The organism is Paraburkholderia caffeinilytica, from assembly GCF_003368325.1.
Classification (GTDB): Bacteria; Pseudomonadota; Gammaproteobacteria; order Burkholderiales; family Burkholderiaceae; genus Paraburkholderia; species Paraburkholderia caffeinilytica.
The window spans coordinates 2,373,033-2,385,745 of sequence record NZ_CP031466.1 but is presented as its reverse complement, the minus strand read 5'-3'; the positions used below and the strand labels follow the sequence as shown (position 1 = coordinate 2,385,745).

12 protein-coding genes and 1 pseudogene are annotated in these 12,713 nt (G+C 58.7%); 4 read left to right on the top strand and 9 right to left on the bottom strand.

Features of this window, described 5'->3' with window-relative positions:
• The first annotated feature begins 15 nt into the window (after positions 1 to 15).
• Together DSC91_RS10630 and DSC91_RS10625 are read left to right on the top strand one after the other, a co-directional pair.
• On the top strand, positions 16 to 888 hold the full coding sequence (locus DSC91_RS10630; RefSeq protein WP_115778086.1) for a GNAT family N-acetyltransferase: 873 nt from the start codon (positions 16 to 18) through the stop codon (positions 886 to 888).
• 80 nt (positions 889 to 968) lie between these two features.
• Positions 969 to 1,490, top strand: a complete 522-nt coding sequence (locus DSC91_RS10625) for an Lrp/AsnC family transcriptional regulator (protein ID WP_115778085.1) — start codon at positions 969 to 971, stop codon at positions 1,488 to 1,490.
• Between the two features lie 108 nt (positions 1,491 to 1,598).
• Here DSC91_RS10625 and DSC91_RS10620 read toward each other — a convergent pair whose 3' ends face one another.
• The 6 genes from DSC91_RS10620 to DSC91_RS10595 form a co-directional block, all read right to left on the bottom strand.
• A complete protein-coding gene (locus DSC91_RS10620; RefSeq protein ID WP_115778084.1) occupies positions 1,599 to 2,750 on the bottom strand; it encodes a porin in 1,152 nt (383 codons plus the stop codon).
• Positions 2,751 to 2,938: 188 nt separating this feature from the next.
• On the bottom strand, positions 2,939 to 4,144 hold the full coding sequence (locus DSC91_RS10615; RefSeq protein ID WP_115778083.1) for an acetyltransferase domain-containing protein: 1,206 nt from the start codon (positions 4,142 to 4,144) through the stop codon (positions 2,939 to 2,941).
• A gap of 70 nt (positions 4,145 to 4,214) precedes the next feature.
• A complete protein-coding gene (locus DSC91_RS10610) occupies positions 4,215 to 4,802 on the bottom strand; it encodes a hypothetical protein (RefSeq protein WP_115778082.1) in 588 nt (195 codons plus the stop codon).
• A gap of 1 nt (position 4,803) precedes the next feature.
• Positions 4,804 to 5,535: a HupE/UreJ family protein gene (locus DSC91_RS10605; RefSeq protein WP_115778081.1), complete on the bottom strand. Its 732-nt coding sequence runs from the start codon at positions 5,533 to 5,535 to the stop codon at positions 4,804 to 4,806.
• Positions 5,536 to 5,618: 83 nt separating this feature from the next.
• The gene (locus tag DSC91_RS10600) at positions 5,619 to 5,999 is read right to left on the bottom strand and encodes a hypothetical protein (RefSeq protein ID WP_115778080.1); all 381 of its coding nucleotides are present in this window, start codon (positions 5,997 to 5,999) and stop codon (positions 5,619 to 5,621) included.
• A gap of 101 nt (positions 6,000 to 6,100) precedes the next feature.
• Positions 6,101 to 6,877 carry a DUF4198 domain-containing protein gene (locus tag DSC91_RS10595; protein WP_115778079.1) on the bottom strand — a complete coding sequence of 259 codons (777 nt, stop codon included), beginning with the start codon at positions 6,875 to 6,877 and terminating at the stop codon, positions 6,101 to 6,103.
• A gap of 2,079 nt (positions 6,878 to 8,956) precedes the next feature.
• Here DSC91_RS10595 and DSC91_RS10580 point away from each other — a divergent pair.
• Both DSC91_RS10580 and DSC91_RS10575 read left to right on the top strand, forming a co-directional pair.
• A complete protein-coding gene (locus DSC91_RS10580) occupies positions 8,957 to 9,334 on the top strand; it encodes a hypothetical protein (protein ID WP_115778077.1) in 378 nt (125 codons plus the stop codon).
• Between the two features lie 272 nt (positions 9,335 to 9,606).
• Entirely contained in the window at positions 9,607 to 10,467 is an 861-nt protein-coding gene (locus DSC91_RS10575; protein ID WP_115779786.1) for a DMT family transporter, read from the top strand.
• A 157-nt stretch (positions 10,468 to 10,624) separates the two neighbouring features.
• Here DSC91_RS10575 and DSC91_RS38200 read toward each other — a convergent pair.
• From DSC91_RS38200 to DSC91_RS10560, 3 genes and pseudogenes are all read right to left on the bottom strand, one after another.
• A pseudogene (locus DSC91_RS38200) lies at positions 10,625 to 10,787 on the bottom strand (NUDIX hydrolase); the annotation flags it as partial.
• Between the two features lie 157 nt (positions 10,788 to 10,944).
• Positions 10,945 to 11,454, bottom strand: a complete 510-nt coding sequence (locus DSC91_RS10565; protein ID WP_115778076.1) for a hypothetical protein — start codon at positions 11,452 to 11,454, stop codon at positions 10,945 to 10,947.
• A 305-nt stretch (positions 11,455 to 11,759) separates the two neighbouring features.
• Entirely contained in the window at positions 11,760 to 12,713 is a 954-nt protein-coding gene (locus DSC91_RS10560; protein WP_115778075.1) for a PDR/VanB family oxidoreductase, read from the bottom strand.

Below are 12,713 nucleotides of genomic sequence, written 5' to 3'. Positions count from 1 at the left end.
CCAAAGGAGCCGTGTGTGTCCCACCTCGCAGAGAATCACGCGATTGCAATCCGCCAGTTCACCCCTGACGACGTGGTTGCGGCTCACTTGCTATCGCGGGCAGTCAAGTGGAGACATCGAGTCGAGGACTGGCGCTTCGTCGCGCGAGCGGGACACGGCTTCGTCGCGGAAGACACCACTGGTATTGTCGGCACTGCATTGTGCTGGAAGTATGGCCGTGGATCTGGGTCGATTGGCATGGTGATCGTCTCTCCCGAGCGGCAACGGCAAGGCATCGGACGCAAATTGATTGAAAAGGTCCTCGATGAACTGGGAGGACGCACTGCGTTGCTGCACGCCACCCCACCGGGCGAGCCGTTGTGTCGATCGCTCGGCTTCGCAGAAGTGGGCACGGTCAGGCAGCATCAGGGCGCCGCGTTTCATCCCCCGCTTATCTCGTTGCCACCTGGCGAACGCCTGCGGCCTCTGGGAGGCAACGACGTTACGCGCATCATCGACCTGGCATCCCGCGCAAGCGGGCTCGATTGCAAGCCGGTTATGCCCGTGCTTTTGCGCGAGTCCGCTGGAGTCGCGCTCGATCGCGAGGGCGAGCTGATCGGGTTCGCGCTATTCCGTCGCTTCGGCGATGGGTATGTGATCGGTCCGGTGGTCGCTCCCGCATCAAACGATTTAAGCCGGGCAAAGGCGCTCATCAGTCATTGGCTGTCGCTCAATGCCGGGATGTTCGTGCGGGTCGATATTCCCGGGGACACCGGTCTCTCCGAATGGCTTGACGAACTCGGGTTACCTCTCGTCGACGCCGTCGTGAAAATGTCGCGCAATGGACCTCTTCTGATGGATCCAAACGTTATGGAATTTGCTATCGGGAATCAGGCGCTTTGTCTGTGACTGCGGTTCGTCACGTGAGTTAAACACGGCGGTGCTGCGCACACATATTCTCACCATGGACGACAAGCCAAACGCATGGAATGAACATGGATTGCAAGCTAGATCGGATCGATTTGCGGATACTTTCGCAGTTGCAACGGCGAGGACGCGTTACGAACCTCGAGCTTGCGGAAACCGTCGGCCTCTCGCCGAGTCCATGTCTCATGCGCGTGAAACGGCTCGAGAAAGCAGGGTTCATCGTTGGTTATGGTGCACAGGTTCAGCTCGAAAAGCTGGGAGACGTGCAGGTCGTCTACACCAAAATCACCCTTGCCAATCATGGACGCAAGGACTTCTCGACTTTCCTGTCGGCGGTCATGCGTATCGATGAAATCGTGGAATGTCATCTGGCGAGCGGTAGTTGCGATTACTTGCTGAAATTCGTAACGCGTAGTGTGAGTCACTATCAAAGCGTCATAGAAGGTCTTCTCGACCGAGAGATCGGAATCGAAAATTTTTCCAGTTATGTGATTATCAAGTCACCCATCATCAAGCGATACGACCCGCTTGAACTGCTCTTTGCGCCGGGTCAGCCACCAGGTGATCCACGATCGGGCGCGTGAGGACCTGGCAGGTCTCGCGACAGTATGCCGCCTGTCCTTCGGGCGCCCGCCGTCCATCGCGAGTGACGGGCGGGCGGATACGCGACGCCGCTCGCACTCGCCGACGAATCAGAATCGATGTCTAAGGCCCACATTGATACGCGTCTGCGACGGCCTGCCAGCATCGATGTCCGTCGCGCCAATCACCGCCTGAGCATTCCCGGCACCGTTTTGCCCCGACGCGTGCGTATAGCTGACGATGGTATAAATGTCGGTCCGTTTGCTGAGCAGATAGTCAGCACCGATGCTGACCTGGTGGTAACGCGCCGCTGAATCGCCGGATGACTTCAGGAAGTTATACGCCGCCTCCGCGAGCCACGCAGGCGTCACTTTCCATACAGCGAACGCCGAAGTGTTGCGATAGATCTCGGTGCGCGAGAACTTCGATGCACCATCGGCCGAGTAGCGTGAGTCACTGTAGTACCCACCCACCGTGAACGCAGAGAACGCGTATTGGGTCGAGACACGCCATATATCGATCGCCTTCGCGGAAGCATACGCCGCGTTGACTGAACTGTTGAACAGCGTATCCGACGATGCGGTACCACGCGTCGATAAGGTGGGGTTGCCCCGATCCATGTGCAGATAGCCGCCCGCGACCGTAAAGCCGCCTTGCCCGTAACTGAGCGCTGCGCTATACGTCTGGCCCGACACAACACTGCCGGCCACACCGCCGAATCCGTACATCAATTCGCTGGTCAGGCCATACCAGTTGGGGCTCGCCCACTTTAACGCGTTGTTGAAACGCGCGCTGCTGTCGGCGTTATCGACGTCGCCCGGCGAAGTGAAGGTCTGTCCGAGATAGTTGTCACCTTGCGCCGGCTGAACGAGGTCCGTCAGCGGGTCGTAGACGCGGCCCATCGTGAGTGTGCCGGCCGTCGCGCTCTTCAGGCCGACATAACTCTGACGCCCGAAGAGCCGACCGCCCTGATTCATTTTGCCGGTGTTGAGATTGACTCCGTTCTCCAGCTGGAAAATTGCGGACAACCCGCCGCCTAGCGGCTCAACCCCTTTGAGTCCCCAGCGCGACCCGGACAGGCTACCGCTGATCAGACCGACCTGGGTCGACTGGCCACCACTGTTGTGTGTATAGACAAAGCCGTTATCGACAATGCCATATAACGTCACTGAGCTTTGCGCCAATGCGTTAGCGGCGACGCCGAAGGTTGCAATCGTTATCGCCCCTTTAATCGTGGTTCTTGCTGCACGCGACCTGTTCATCATGAATATCCGGTAAAGAAAAGTGAATGAAGCGAGCTGCGCACGAGGCGCGCGCAGACCGACCCGCCATCTGTCGTGGCGAGTCGAACTGGGAATGCGAGAGAAGTCCGGAGGGAACGGCCCCGAACCGCGTAACGAAAGGCGCTAGCCGCGTTGCAGGCGAAGCTGGTGCCGAGTCTGACGGATCGTCAAAGGTATTTCAGCCACCAGATATCCTTGCGGCGCTGCTTGAGCTTCGAGAACCAGCGCACCGGCAGGTACAGCGCGATCGCGAGTATGGCCCACCACAGCCAGATCCCCGCGAGGCTATCGAAGCCGTAGTACTGACCCTGATTGGCTCCCCACACATGCAGCGCAATCAGGTAGAGGGCCTTCAGCACGTACAGGTGAAGCAGATAGAAGAACATCGGTGCGCCGCCAAGTACGGCGAGCATGCTTGAGATCCGCTGGTCCTGAATCTTCTCGAAGCAAGCCAGCAAGACCAGCCCAAGTCCAAGCGTCGGCAGCAGAAACATCAACGACGGCGGATACTTCTTCGCGCTCATGAAGCTCATGAAAGTGCGCAGTGTATCGCCGGTATGAGCCCACGGCTTTTCGCCGTAGAAGTTCAGATAGCGAATCACGACAAAAGCGACCAGCACGCCCGCACCCACCTTCAGCAGCCGCGACATGCGCTCGCCCGGATCGATCTGTTTGGCGAACCATGGGCCGATCGCATAGCCGAGCAGAATCACGCCAATCCACGGCAAAATCGGATAAGTCGTGCGTGCCCGCGTAATGCCACCCAGGTCGATGAATACGCGTTGATGCAGGATCGACCACGGTACGAACAGAGGTGAATCAGGCCCAAGAGTGAATCCGTCGAGCAAATTGTGCCCGGCGATGATGACGATACCGATCGCAGTCTGCCACTTGCGCGGCAAGTGCAGCAAGGCCGACAGCGCGATCATGCACAGCCCGATACACCAGATCACCTGCAGCCACAGCGTCTTGGGTGGAAATTCCGCGGTCCACGCAAAGCACACGAAAGTGAGCTCCAGAAACACCAGGAAGATACCGCGCTTGAACAGGAACGCGGAGGTTTCCTTCGGCGTATGCGACTGACCGTACAGGTACGCGGACAGCCCGGTCAGGAAGATAAACACCGGTGCGCAAATTTCACTCACCATCCGCGTGAAAAACAGCTCCGGCGCTACGGTGAACGCATCCATCGGGTCGGTCACCTGACGATGCAGAAAAAACGTCTCCCGTACGTGATCGACGAGCATGCACAACATCACAAAGCCACGCAGTGCGTCGATAGCGATCATCCGCGTGCGCGACTGCACCGCCGGTGTCGCGACGGACCGTGCGGCCGCCGCCACAGGGTTGGATAAACCCGAAGAGATAGTCATTTGATCACCCTTGTCTGAGATAGGGCATAGCGTTCAGGAAAGTGGCGGGCGCTTTCGACCCGACACCCGTTCAATGCCCGTCGGGGCGAAACAGCTTTTCGTAGAAACCACTGGTCTTCACTTTGATCGTCACGGTTTCATCACCGCGATTGCGCCAGTACCAGCCATGCGTGCCGTCGAACGGCGCTGTGAACGAACCTTGCGCCGACGTCTGATCGACAGCTTTCCAGTAGCTGGTGAAGGCCTTGCCCGCGTGCGGCCGTTCGCCGTGCATATCGACGTTGACCGGCCCGCCCGTTGCTGACCACTGGAAGATGTAGTGATCGCCCTTCTTCATCTGTGCCTTGATCTCGGCACCCGCGTTCGGCGGCAAGACGAGTTCCATCTCGTCACTGCGATACGGCGTGGCTTGCGCAATCGACAGCCGATTCGGGGTCGGCAGATCGCCCGCTGTCTGCGCGGGCGCCACTCCCGAAATCGGCTCAGCGGACGGACTCTTCATGCCCATCTTCGTCAATCCGAGCACACCGCCGATTCCGGTGATATCGATGCCTCGCTCGGCAGGCAGAACGAACAGCGCGAGAATTACCAGCGCTGCGATCGCCGCACTGGACGTGGCTCTCATCAGGCTTTGATTCGATACTTCGTGTGTGCTCATGTCATGTCACCGTGGGAAAGAAATAGCCGGAGAGCTGAAAGCCGACGAGTACGAAGCCCGCGGTCATCAGTACCGCGTTTGCGAGCAGCGCGTGGCGCTGAAAGCCCGGCGAACGACGCCAGTACGTCATCGCGATCAGGATCATGCTGAGCGCGATCAACTGGCCGATCTCGACGCCGACGTTGAACGCGATGATGTTCGGCACCATGCCGTTGCGCGAAATGGCCATCTCCTGAAGTTTCGTTGCCAGCCCGAAGCCGTGAAAAAAACCGAAAATCAGCACGGCAAGTCTCGGATTCGGCTCGAAACCCAGCATCTTTTTGTACGCACCAAGGTTATCGAGTGCCTTGTAGACCACCGACAGTCCGATCACCGCGTCAATCAGGTACGGATTCGCATGCACATTCGCGATCACGCCGAACAGCAAGGTCGTGCTGTGCCCGACGGCGAACAACGTGACATAGCGCCCGACGTCCTTGAGCCGGTAAAGGAAGAAGATCACGCCGAACAGAAACAGCAGATGGTCGTAGCCTGTGACCATGTGTTTTGCACCGAGGTAGATGTACGGAATGAGATTGATACCCGCACTTCCTTCGATGAACGACTTGTCGTCATCTGAGACACCGTGTGCGTATGCGAGCGCCGTAGTGCCGGCGAGCAGCAGCAACATCAGCGGGCTGCCGTATGCGAGCGAGACCAACCAGGCGCGACAGAGCTTGCAGATGCGACTCATCCGCTGTTCCTTTGCGAAAGACGTTGAAGAAAAGGTTTGCACCGCCCGGCAGCCGATTTGTCGCCGGCAGAATGCGCACAGCTTCACTGAACCTTGAACCGTGCGCTCACCTTGGTCGTACCGTCTGCCATCGTCAGCAACGCGGTGACGCGCGAGCCAGGTGGCACGTCAACATCCTTTGAACGAAGCTGGTTGCCGGAGACGGCGGCGATCGGTGTTTCCTTCTTCGTGCCAGTAGCGGACGTGACGGTCAGCACGCCCTTGATGTTGCGTGCGTCGACCGGAGCGTCATCGTCAGTGACGAACAGTTCGACGGTGCGGTTCTTCGCTACCATTTCGACGGCGACGAGTCCGGCGTCGTCCATGATTCCGCCATGCTGCGGAAGCGGAACGCCATGCGCGCCCGCCTGATTGACCATGAATGCGGCAGCCGTGACGGCCAGGATACGAGCGAGATAGTTCATCGATGCTCCTTGTCGGATATCGGTTGAAATCGGTGTGACGGCGTTCGCGTTTTGGAACGCGCCGCATACGAAGCAACAAGGCGGCGCCGTGCGGCGTTTTTTTACTTCGCGTTCAGACGCGCGATTTCTGATGCCGGTAGCGTGGACGGAGCGCGATGCATAGGCTCGGCGCCGGCTGCCTGGTAAAAGGAAAGCGTCGAACTGAAACTGCGGATCGCGTATTTCTCCGTGACGCCTTCGGTGTTCACCCGCTCACCCGGCGTACGGTCTCGATACTCGATGCCGAGAACATAGGTGCCCTTCCAGGGCAACGGGAAGGACACCTTGCCTTCTCCGTCCGTGGTGCCGAGATAGTCCCATCCCGACCACGACGACAACGTCACCGGCTTGTTCGTCAGCGGTTCCTTCTGATAGAACACCTGGAACTGCGCGACGTTGCCCTTGACCACGCCGGTCGGCACGATATCGAGTTCGAGTTCCGGCTGGCGCGCGCTGAAGTCGCCGACCCAGCGCGTAGCCGGGGTCCAGTAGGTATCGACGGTGGTGCCTTCGTCGTGAACCTTGAAGATCGGATACTTGTGGTCCACCGCGATGAAGGAGTCACCCTTACCCGGCTTCTCTGCTACCGAAAAGCTCGCGCGTTGCAGTTTCATATCCAGGGGCTTCGCGCCCGACTCCGAGATCGACTGGCCGGCGAGCGCCTTGAAGCGGTCCATGCCGCCCGGCGTGACTTCAAGCATGTTCTTGTCGAACTCGCCGTAGTAGAACGTCATCGTCTTGTTGGGCGATTGCTCGAACCAGATCTGATGCGCGCTAGCACCTGCGGCGCAGAGCATCGACGCGGTGGCGAGGGCGAGAGTAGAGACGGCCAGCTTCATTGAAGATTCTCCGTTGTTCGATGACGTGCAAAGGACGGCTCGAACAATCCGGGCGACCTTCGTTACGCCAGTCTGCAATCCACGCCACGCAACCGATGGCGCTATCCGTTTGATGAGGGGTGTCGTTCTTTCAATCAACCTCGATAAAAACGACAGATGAATTACAGCACCCGCATTTTTCGAACAATTTCGAAACGTGCCCCTGTAGGTGCGTAGATATGTTGTTTTTGGTGTCCTGATTAGCGAAAAATTCTGTTGCACACTATGTGCGCGCGCTTTCCCGGATCTGGACAGGATTGCCCCGCGCGTGTGCGCGACAGTTGCCGAAAAATGTTTATGAAAGACTGAGTCGAGCGCGGCGCCGGGGTTTCGGCGTCGTGGCAGCGCGGATCGGGACAAATGAAAGGATCGTCCTAGCCTGAGCCGGAACGCGATGCGAGAGTAACGGGAAATACACCTGCTCGCCTGTGGGTTACATGAATTGCAGGATCACTGCGGTGAGCAACATATACCGGCCTGCTTTCGCGATCGTAACCAGCAGCATGAAGCGCGGGAAAGGCTCACGCATGAAGCCCGCGAGCACCGTCAGCGGGTCGCCGCTGACCGGCGGTCCAGAGTGCCGACGAAATGAGTCACCGGCGCCGCAGTTGCGGCGACCGCAAGCGACAGTCGGCATGGCTCCAATACGAGATGGGTTCACAAGCCGTCGAGTCGCTAGAAACGACTGATTGCATCGTCCGACACGTCTGGTTCCTGTCTGAGATTGCCACGATGATCAATCTCAGGATTCCGGATCCAACGAACGAGAGACAACCCATCATCGGTTTCACACAGGTGAACGCAATATTTCGGATCATCGCCTTGCCCAGGTCGAAGACCTTGCTCGACGTCATCCGGCCACATTGAAAGCGCGCTGTAGGCGAACTCTATTTCCCAGATGGAAGCCGTGTCGAGTAGCTCCGTCAGCGGTGATTCCCGGACCCACACGCTACAGGAGGCAACATCCTGACCGCTTTATAGGTAAGCCATCGATAAGCGGTTTGTCTAATAGACGTTGCTTCGTAGTTCGACTCTCTCCACTCGGCCTGCAAGCTCGAAGGTTGGAAAGCAGTTCAAACGTCACGGTCCGCACTCGCTATGTTCACGCAAAGTGAGCAAATCAAGCGCAAGGATCTCATGGACCCTTCACATCATGCCGAATAGTTGAGTCCGCGAAGATGCCCAGGGGCCCGAAGCGTTCCTTCTAGTCGTTTCTGCAGTCCCATCCCGCTCAAATATTGCAATCGTCGCCGCTGGTGACGCAGATCGGCACATGTCCGATGGCACGGGTATCTGTTGTAACGACGGGACTATTTAGTAGTAGAGCGGGTCTGCATATTCTTACCATCAACGCCGAGCGTAGAGCCGACCGGCGCAAAATACAATCGAACCAAGGTGAGCATATGAATCTGACCTATAACCTGACAAACGTAAGCGTCTATCATCCCAATCCGGATAGGACGTACGGAACGAGTAGCGGCCGCTGTACGGTCGAAGCAATCGCTGTTGATGGAGATCCGGAACGAAACCTGGTGGCCATACACGCGACATGTCGGGCAATCCAGGTCGGGGGTTCTTGGGTCGGCCCGCAAAAATCCGAGCGGGTAGGGCCCAGGTGGGTGCCGCAGTACACCGTCACGGGTACGCTGCCGGATGGCAAAATCATTTCCTTTACCGACCTCAGGTGCACGTGGCAGGGCGACGACAAAAACTGGACTGCGCACTCGTCTCGAACCTGCACGTTTATAAGGTAGTCATCCTGATGTTATGGCTGGCGCCACTATCGAGACTCGTTTTATCCGAATTCGCGGCTGCATAGCTACGGCAAGCGACAGGAAGAATGATTACGTGCCTCGGTGCCTCGGTGCCTCGAGGCGGCGTTGGTAGCGGCCCCGGCCAAAAACGTTTGCGGGTCATTCCCCATCGTTTTCCGCGAACCTTCCTACTTCGCGGCAGGGTCGAAGTGTACAAGAATGAAATCACGGGCTTCGATGCCCGCTGGCCACGACTGGAAAAGCGATCACGAGACGCCTCTGTCTCATGCTGCCAGTCTACGATGCACGCAGACGATCCTATGAGCTTCTGGCGCGGCGAGTCGCGTGGCGGCGCATCCATGTAAAGGCCAACCGTAACCTGGCGCTCGACGGTTTGCCGAAGGCTAAGCTTGCGCAGCGCAACAACCTGCTTCTCGCGCTCGCTCCGTGGCATACCCACCCACGCACGCTCGCGCACAGTTTTTGCAATTGCACAAAATTGGGAGAAGCGATGGAATTTTTGCTTGGCCTGGCAATTGGAACGTCTTTAGGCGCCTGTCTCGGCGTGCTCGTCGTGGCGTGGCTTCGGGCGTGCAAGGACGAGAGCAGCGGGCGCGACTACGCGAAGCCCGACCGATCGGCATTGGGTGAAGACATCCTATGAACGGGGGGATGCGGGTATCGTGTCCGGGTGTATCCGATAAGGCGCACGGCGCAACAGATGCCGGGAAAATGCGCCAACACCGCACACGTCAGACTGTCGATCCAGTCGTCACTGGCGAGCGTCCAGAACGGTCCAACGACCCTAAGCGGACTGCGGGCATATCGAAGCATTGACGGCTCTTCGCGACCGGGATGGAATGGACAGCCGCACTGATTCTTTGTGAGGTATCTTGGTACCGGTACCGCAACTATTCTCGAAAGAGGGCTCTTGCCGTGTCTTCCGCTCGTGTCGTCGTGCTGACGGTACTGTCCATGGTGGCCTTTGCGGCGAACTCGCTACTGTGCCGCGTTGCCCTACGGGGCACCGGAATCGACGCGGTGACTTTTACGTCGATTCGCATCGTGTCCGGCGCCGTTGTGCTGTCGCTCGTAGTGTGGGGGCAGGGAAGGCGAGTTCGGCACGCCGGTAATTGGCTGTCCGCGCTGGCTCTTTTCGTCTACGCTGCTGGCTTCTCGTTTGCCTATCTCAGCCTGCCCGCATCCACAGGAGCTTTGCTGCTCTTCGCTGCGGTTCAAGCCACCATGATCGGATATGGCATACACATCGGCGAGAGATTATCCGGGCTGCAATGGATTGGCTTCGTTTGTGCGCTGGCGGGACTCGTCGGACTATTGCTTCCCGGTCTTTCTGCACCGCCGCCAGGAGGGGCGGCCCTTATGCTTGCCGCCGGCATAGCCTGGGGCGTCTATTCGCTGCGCGGCAAAGGCGCAAAAAATCCGACGATGGAGACAGCCGGCAACTTTATGCGCGCGGTGCCTTTCGCCGCGGCGCTCAGCGCAATCGCGCACATGCATGCGGCGCTCGATTGGCCAGGCCTTGCGTACGCGATTGCCTCCGGGGCCGTCACGTCCGGCATCGGTTACGCCCTCTGGTACGCCACATTGCCACAATTGAAAGTCGCTAATGCTGCAACGGTGCAACTGAGCGTGCCGGTGATCGCCGCCATAGGCGCTACCGTTTTCCTTGGCGAGAGTCTCACGCCAAGAATCCTGCTGGCGTCTGCGGCAATCCTGGGAGGAGTCGCTGTCGTCGTCCTCAAACGCCAACGGTCCGCCAGCATCGAAAAGACGTAGATCTTCTTTTGGCCGAGTCATTGCGGCCGTTGTATTGGCTTGAGTTGACCAAACCAATCCGTGTGGTGATGACAACGAAAAGCAAACAGCGTGATCGCCAATTCGGCAGCTTGCTCGTCACGAGGACTCGTCGAGATGTCCCGATAGAAAGGGACGGCTAACGGCGGAGATCTCTGCTGAGATATGCAGCGACCGCCCCTTAGCGCGACGCCGCGCAATTCCTCAGGAAATGCCGGATGCGCGGCGATGATCTCGCGATTATCAAGTCTCAACTCGGATATGCAATCGAGGTGCAGTTCAAAGAAATGCACCCGATCTCGGCCCGATCCGGTCGCTCGAACGCGTGGCACCTTAACGACAGTTCCGCGCGCTGACAGCAGTTATTCGCACGCTCCCGGATCGTGCATAAGCCGCAAAAGTTCGAGGCAAATGCGGATGCCGGTCCAAAGGTGAGGGCCGCTTAAGTTTCCCGGCGGCTCAATGATGCGCGACGCTGTACACGTCCCAACGCGGATCCTGATAGCGTGCGCTTATGCCCTGGCCCAATTCAGCCGTGCTGGCATACTGGAACAGACCCTCCTCGATGTCGTAGAAGTGCAGCCGGCCGGCCCGCGTGTCCACCGCCATCATGTGGGTATCGTTGGCGATCAGGTACACCCCCGGTGTGGCGAAGACGATTCCGAACAATGCCGTAAGCGACACCTGATCGCCTACCTGAGCACCCTGCAGTTCTGCCTGCTGCAGGAGGTTCAGCGTTGCCTCCCGTTCGGTTCCCACGTTCCAGCGATACTTCACTTGCAAGATGCCTGTGCGCAGCTTGTCCGGATTGGAGTCCTTGGGTGCGACAGCAGGGTCGAGCGCGTTTTTCGTCCACAGCACGCTGGCCGCCACGCACCAGCCATAGCGGCGAAGAATCTTGCGGTCGCCCGCCTCGGTTTGCGAGCTGTAGTAGTCGTTGTGCGATGCGAAGAGTCGGATTTCTGACATGGTATGGGCCTCAGTCGACATACGTGAAGCATTGGGCGACATGCGACCCAATGCACCCCGGACCACCCGGGACGAGACCAGTCTAGGGGGCACCCTCAAGGCGCGATATCCAACGGATGGGCTAAACGAAGACAAGGGACTTATGGCATGGGCCCTTCCTGTTGTATCGCCGGCAGCCAGGTGCCGAAGGCGAGTCGGTGCGCTGCGATGCGGTGCCCCGCATCGCATCGCGACCAGAAAGTCGTGTGCCGCGAGAGATTTTCGAGTGGCTGCAACGTTCAGCGTTTCGATTCAGATGGCGAGCACTAAATGTCGATCACAAGTTCATCGGATTTCGCGCGAGACACACAAATCATTAGCGATCTACCCGAGGTCTGCTCCTCTTCGCTCAGCACGTAGTCGTGGTGTTCGACTTCCCCTGCCAGCACCTCGACCTCGCAACTGCGGCACAGTCCTTCCCTGCAAGAAAACGGAGGGCAGACGCCATGACGTTCGAGACTCTCCAATATCGACTCGTCGGCTTTCACCTCGCAGCGCTTCCCGAGCCTGGCAAGCACGACCGTGAATGCCCTGCCGGTACTGTCGGCGATCTGTGCCGGTGACACGGTAAATCGCTCGAAATGCAGATTGTCGCGCGGTATTCCGCACCGCTGGCCGTGATGCGACACGGCATCCATCAGGCCGCCAGGTCCACAACAATAGACGTGTTCGCCGGGTTTGACGTCGCCCATCAACACGTGAATATCGGGCACACCGCTATCTGATTCGTCGTTGGCGTGTACGTGAACACTGCCTCCGAAAGCCTCCAATTCCTCGAGGTAGGCCGCACACGTTCGCGACCGCACGCAATAGTGCAACTGCCACGGTACTGCATGACGGTCACACCAACGGATCATGCTAAGAATCGGCGTGATGCCGATACCACCCGCGATGAAGCGGTGCGATGCCGCCTCGCGTGACAGGCCGAACAATGTGCGAGGCGCGCTGATCTCGAGCAGATCGCCTTCGCGCAGCGACGTGTGCAGGTACCGCGAACCGCCGCGCGAAGTGGCGGAAAGCCCGACACCCAGGCGGTAACGGTCCGTTTCTGACGCGTCGTTGCAGAGCGAATACTGTCGCGTGAGACCGTCGGCCAAATGGACGTCGATATGCGCACCAGGCTCGAACGGCGCGAGAGCCGCGCCGTCCAAGGCCTGCAATTCGATGCCTAGTATGCCGTCCGCCTCGCGCTTCAGTCGCGTGACTTTCACCTGGAACAT

Coding starts and splice junctions, on each gene's coding strand:
- DSC91_RS10580 (WP_115778077.1), top strand. CDS start 8,957: ATGCTGCCAGTCTACGATGCACGCAGACGATCCTATGAGCTTCTGGCG.
- DSC91_RS10610 (WP_115778082.1), bottom strand. CDS start 4,802: ATGAGCACACACGAAGTATCGAATCAAAGCCTGATGAGAGCCACGTCC.
- DSC91_RS10560 (WP_115778075.1), bottom strand. CDS start 12,713: ATGTTCCAGGTGAAAGTCACGCGACTGAAGCGCGAGGCGGACGGCATA.
- DSC91_RS10600 (WP_115778080.1), bottom strand. CDS start 5,999: ATGAACTATCTCGCTCGTATCCTGGCCGTCACGGCTGCCGCATTCATG.
- DSC91_RS10565 (WP_115778076.1), bottom strand. CDS start 11,454: ATGTCAGAAATCCGACTCTTCGCATCGCACAACGACTACTACAGCTCG.
- DSC91_RS10625 (WP_115778085.1), top strand. CDS start 969: ATGAACATGGATTGCAAGCTAGATCGGATCGATTTGCGGATACTTTCG.
- DSC91_RS10615 (WP_115778083.1), bottom strand. CDS start 4,144: ATGACTATCTCTTCGGGTTTATCCAACCCTGTGGCGGCGGCCGCACGG.
- DSC91_RS10595 (WP_115778079.1), bottom strand. CDS start 6,877: ATGAAGCTGGCCGTCTCTACTCTCGCCCTCGCCACCGCGTCGATGCTC.
- DSC91_RS10605 (WP_115778081.1), bottom strand. CDS start 5,535: ATGAGTCGCATCTGCAAGCTCTGTCGCGCCTGGTTGGTCTCGCTCGCA.
- DSC91_RS10620 (WP_115778084.1), bottom strand. CDS start 2,750: ATGAACAGGTCGCGTGCAGCAAGAACCACGATTAAAGGGGCGATAACG.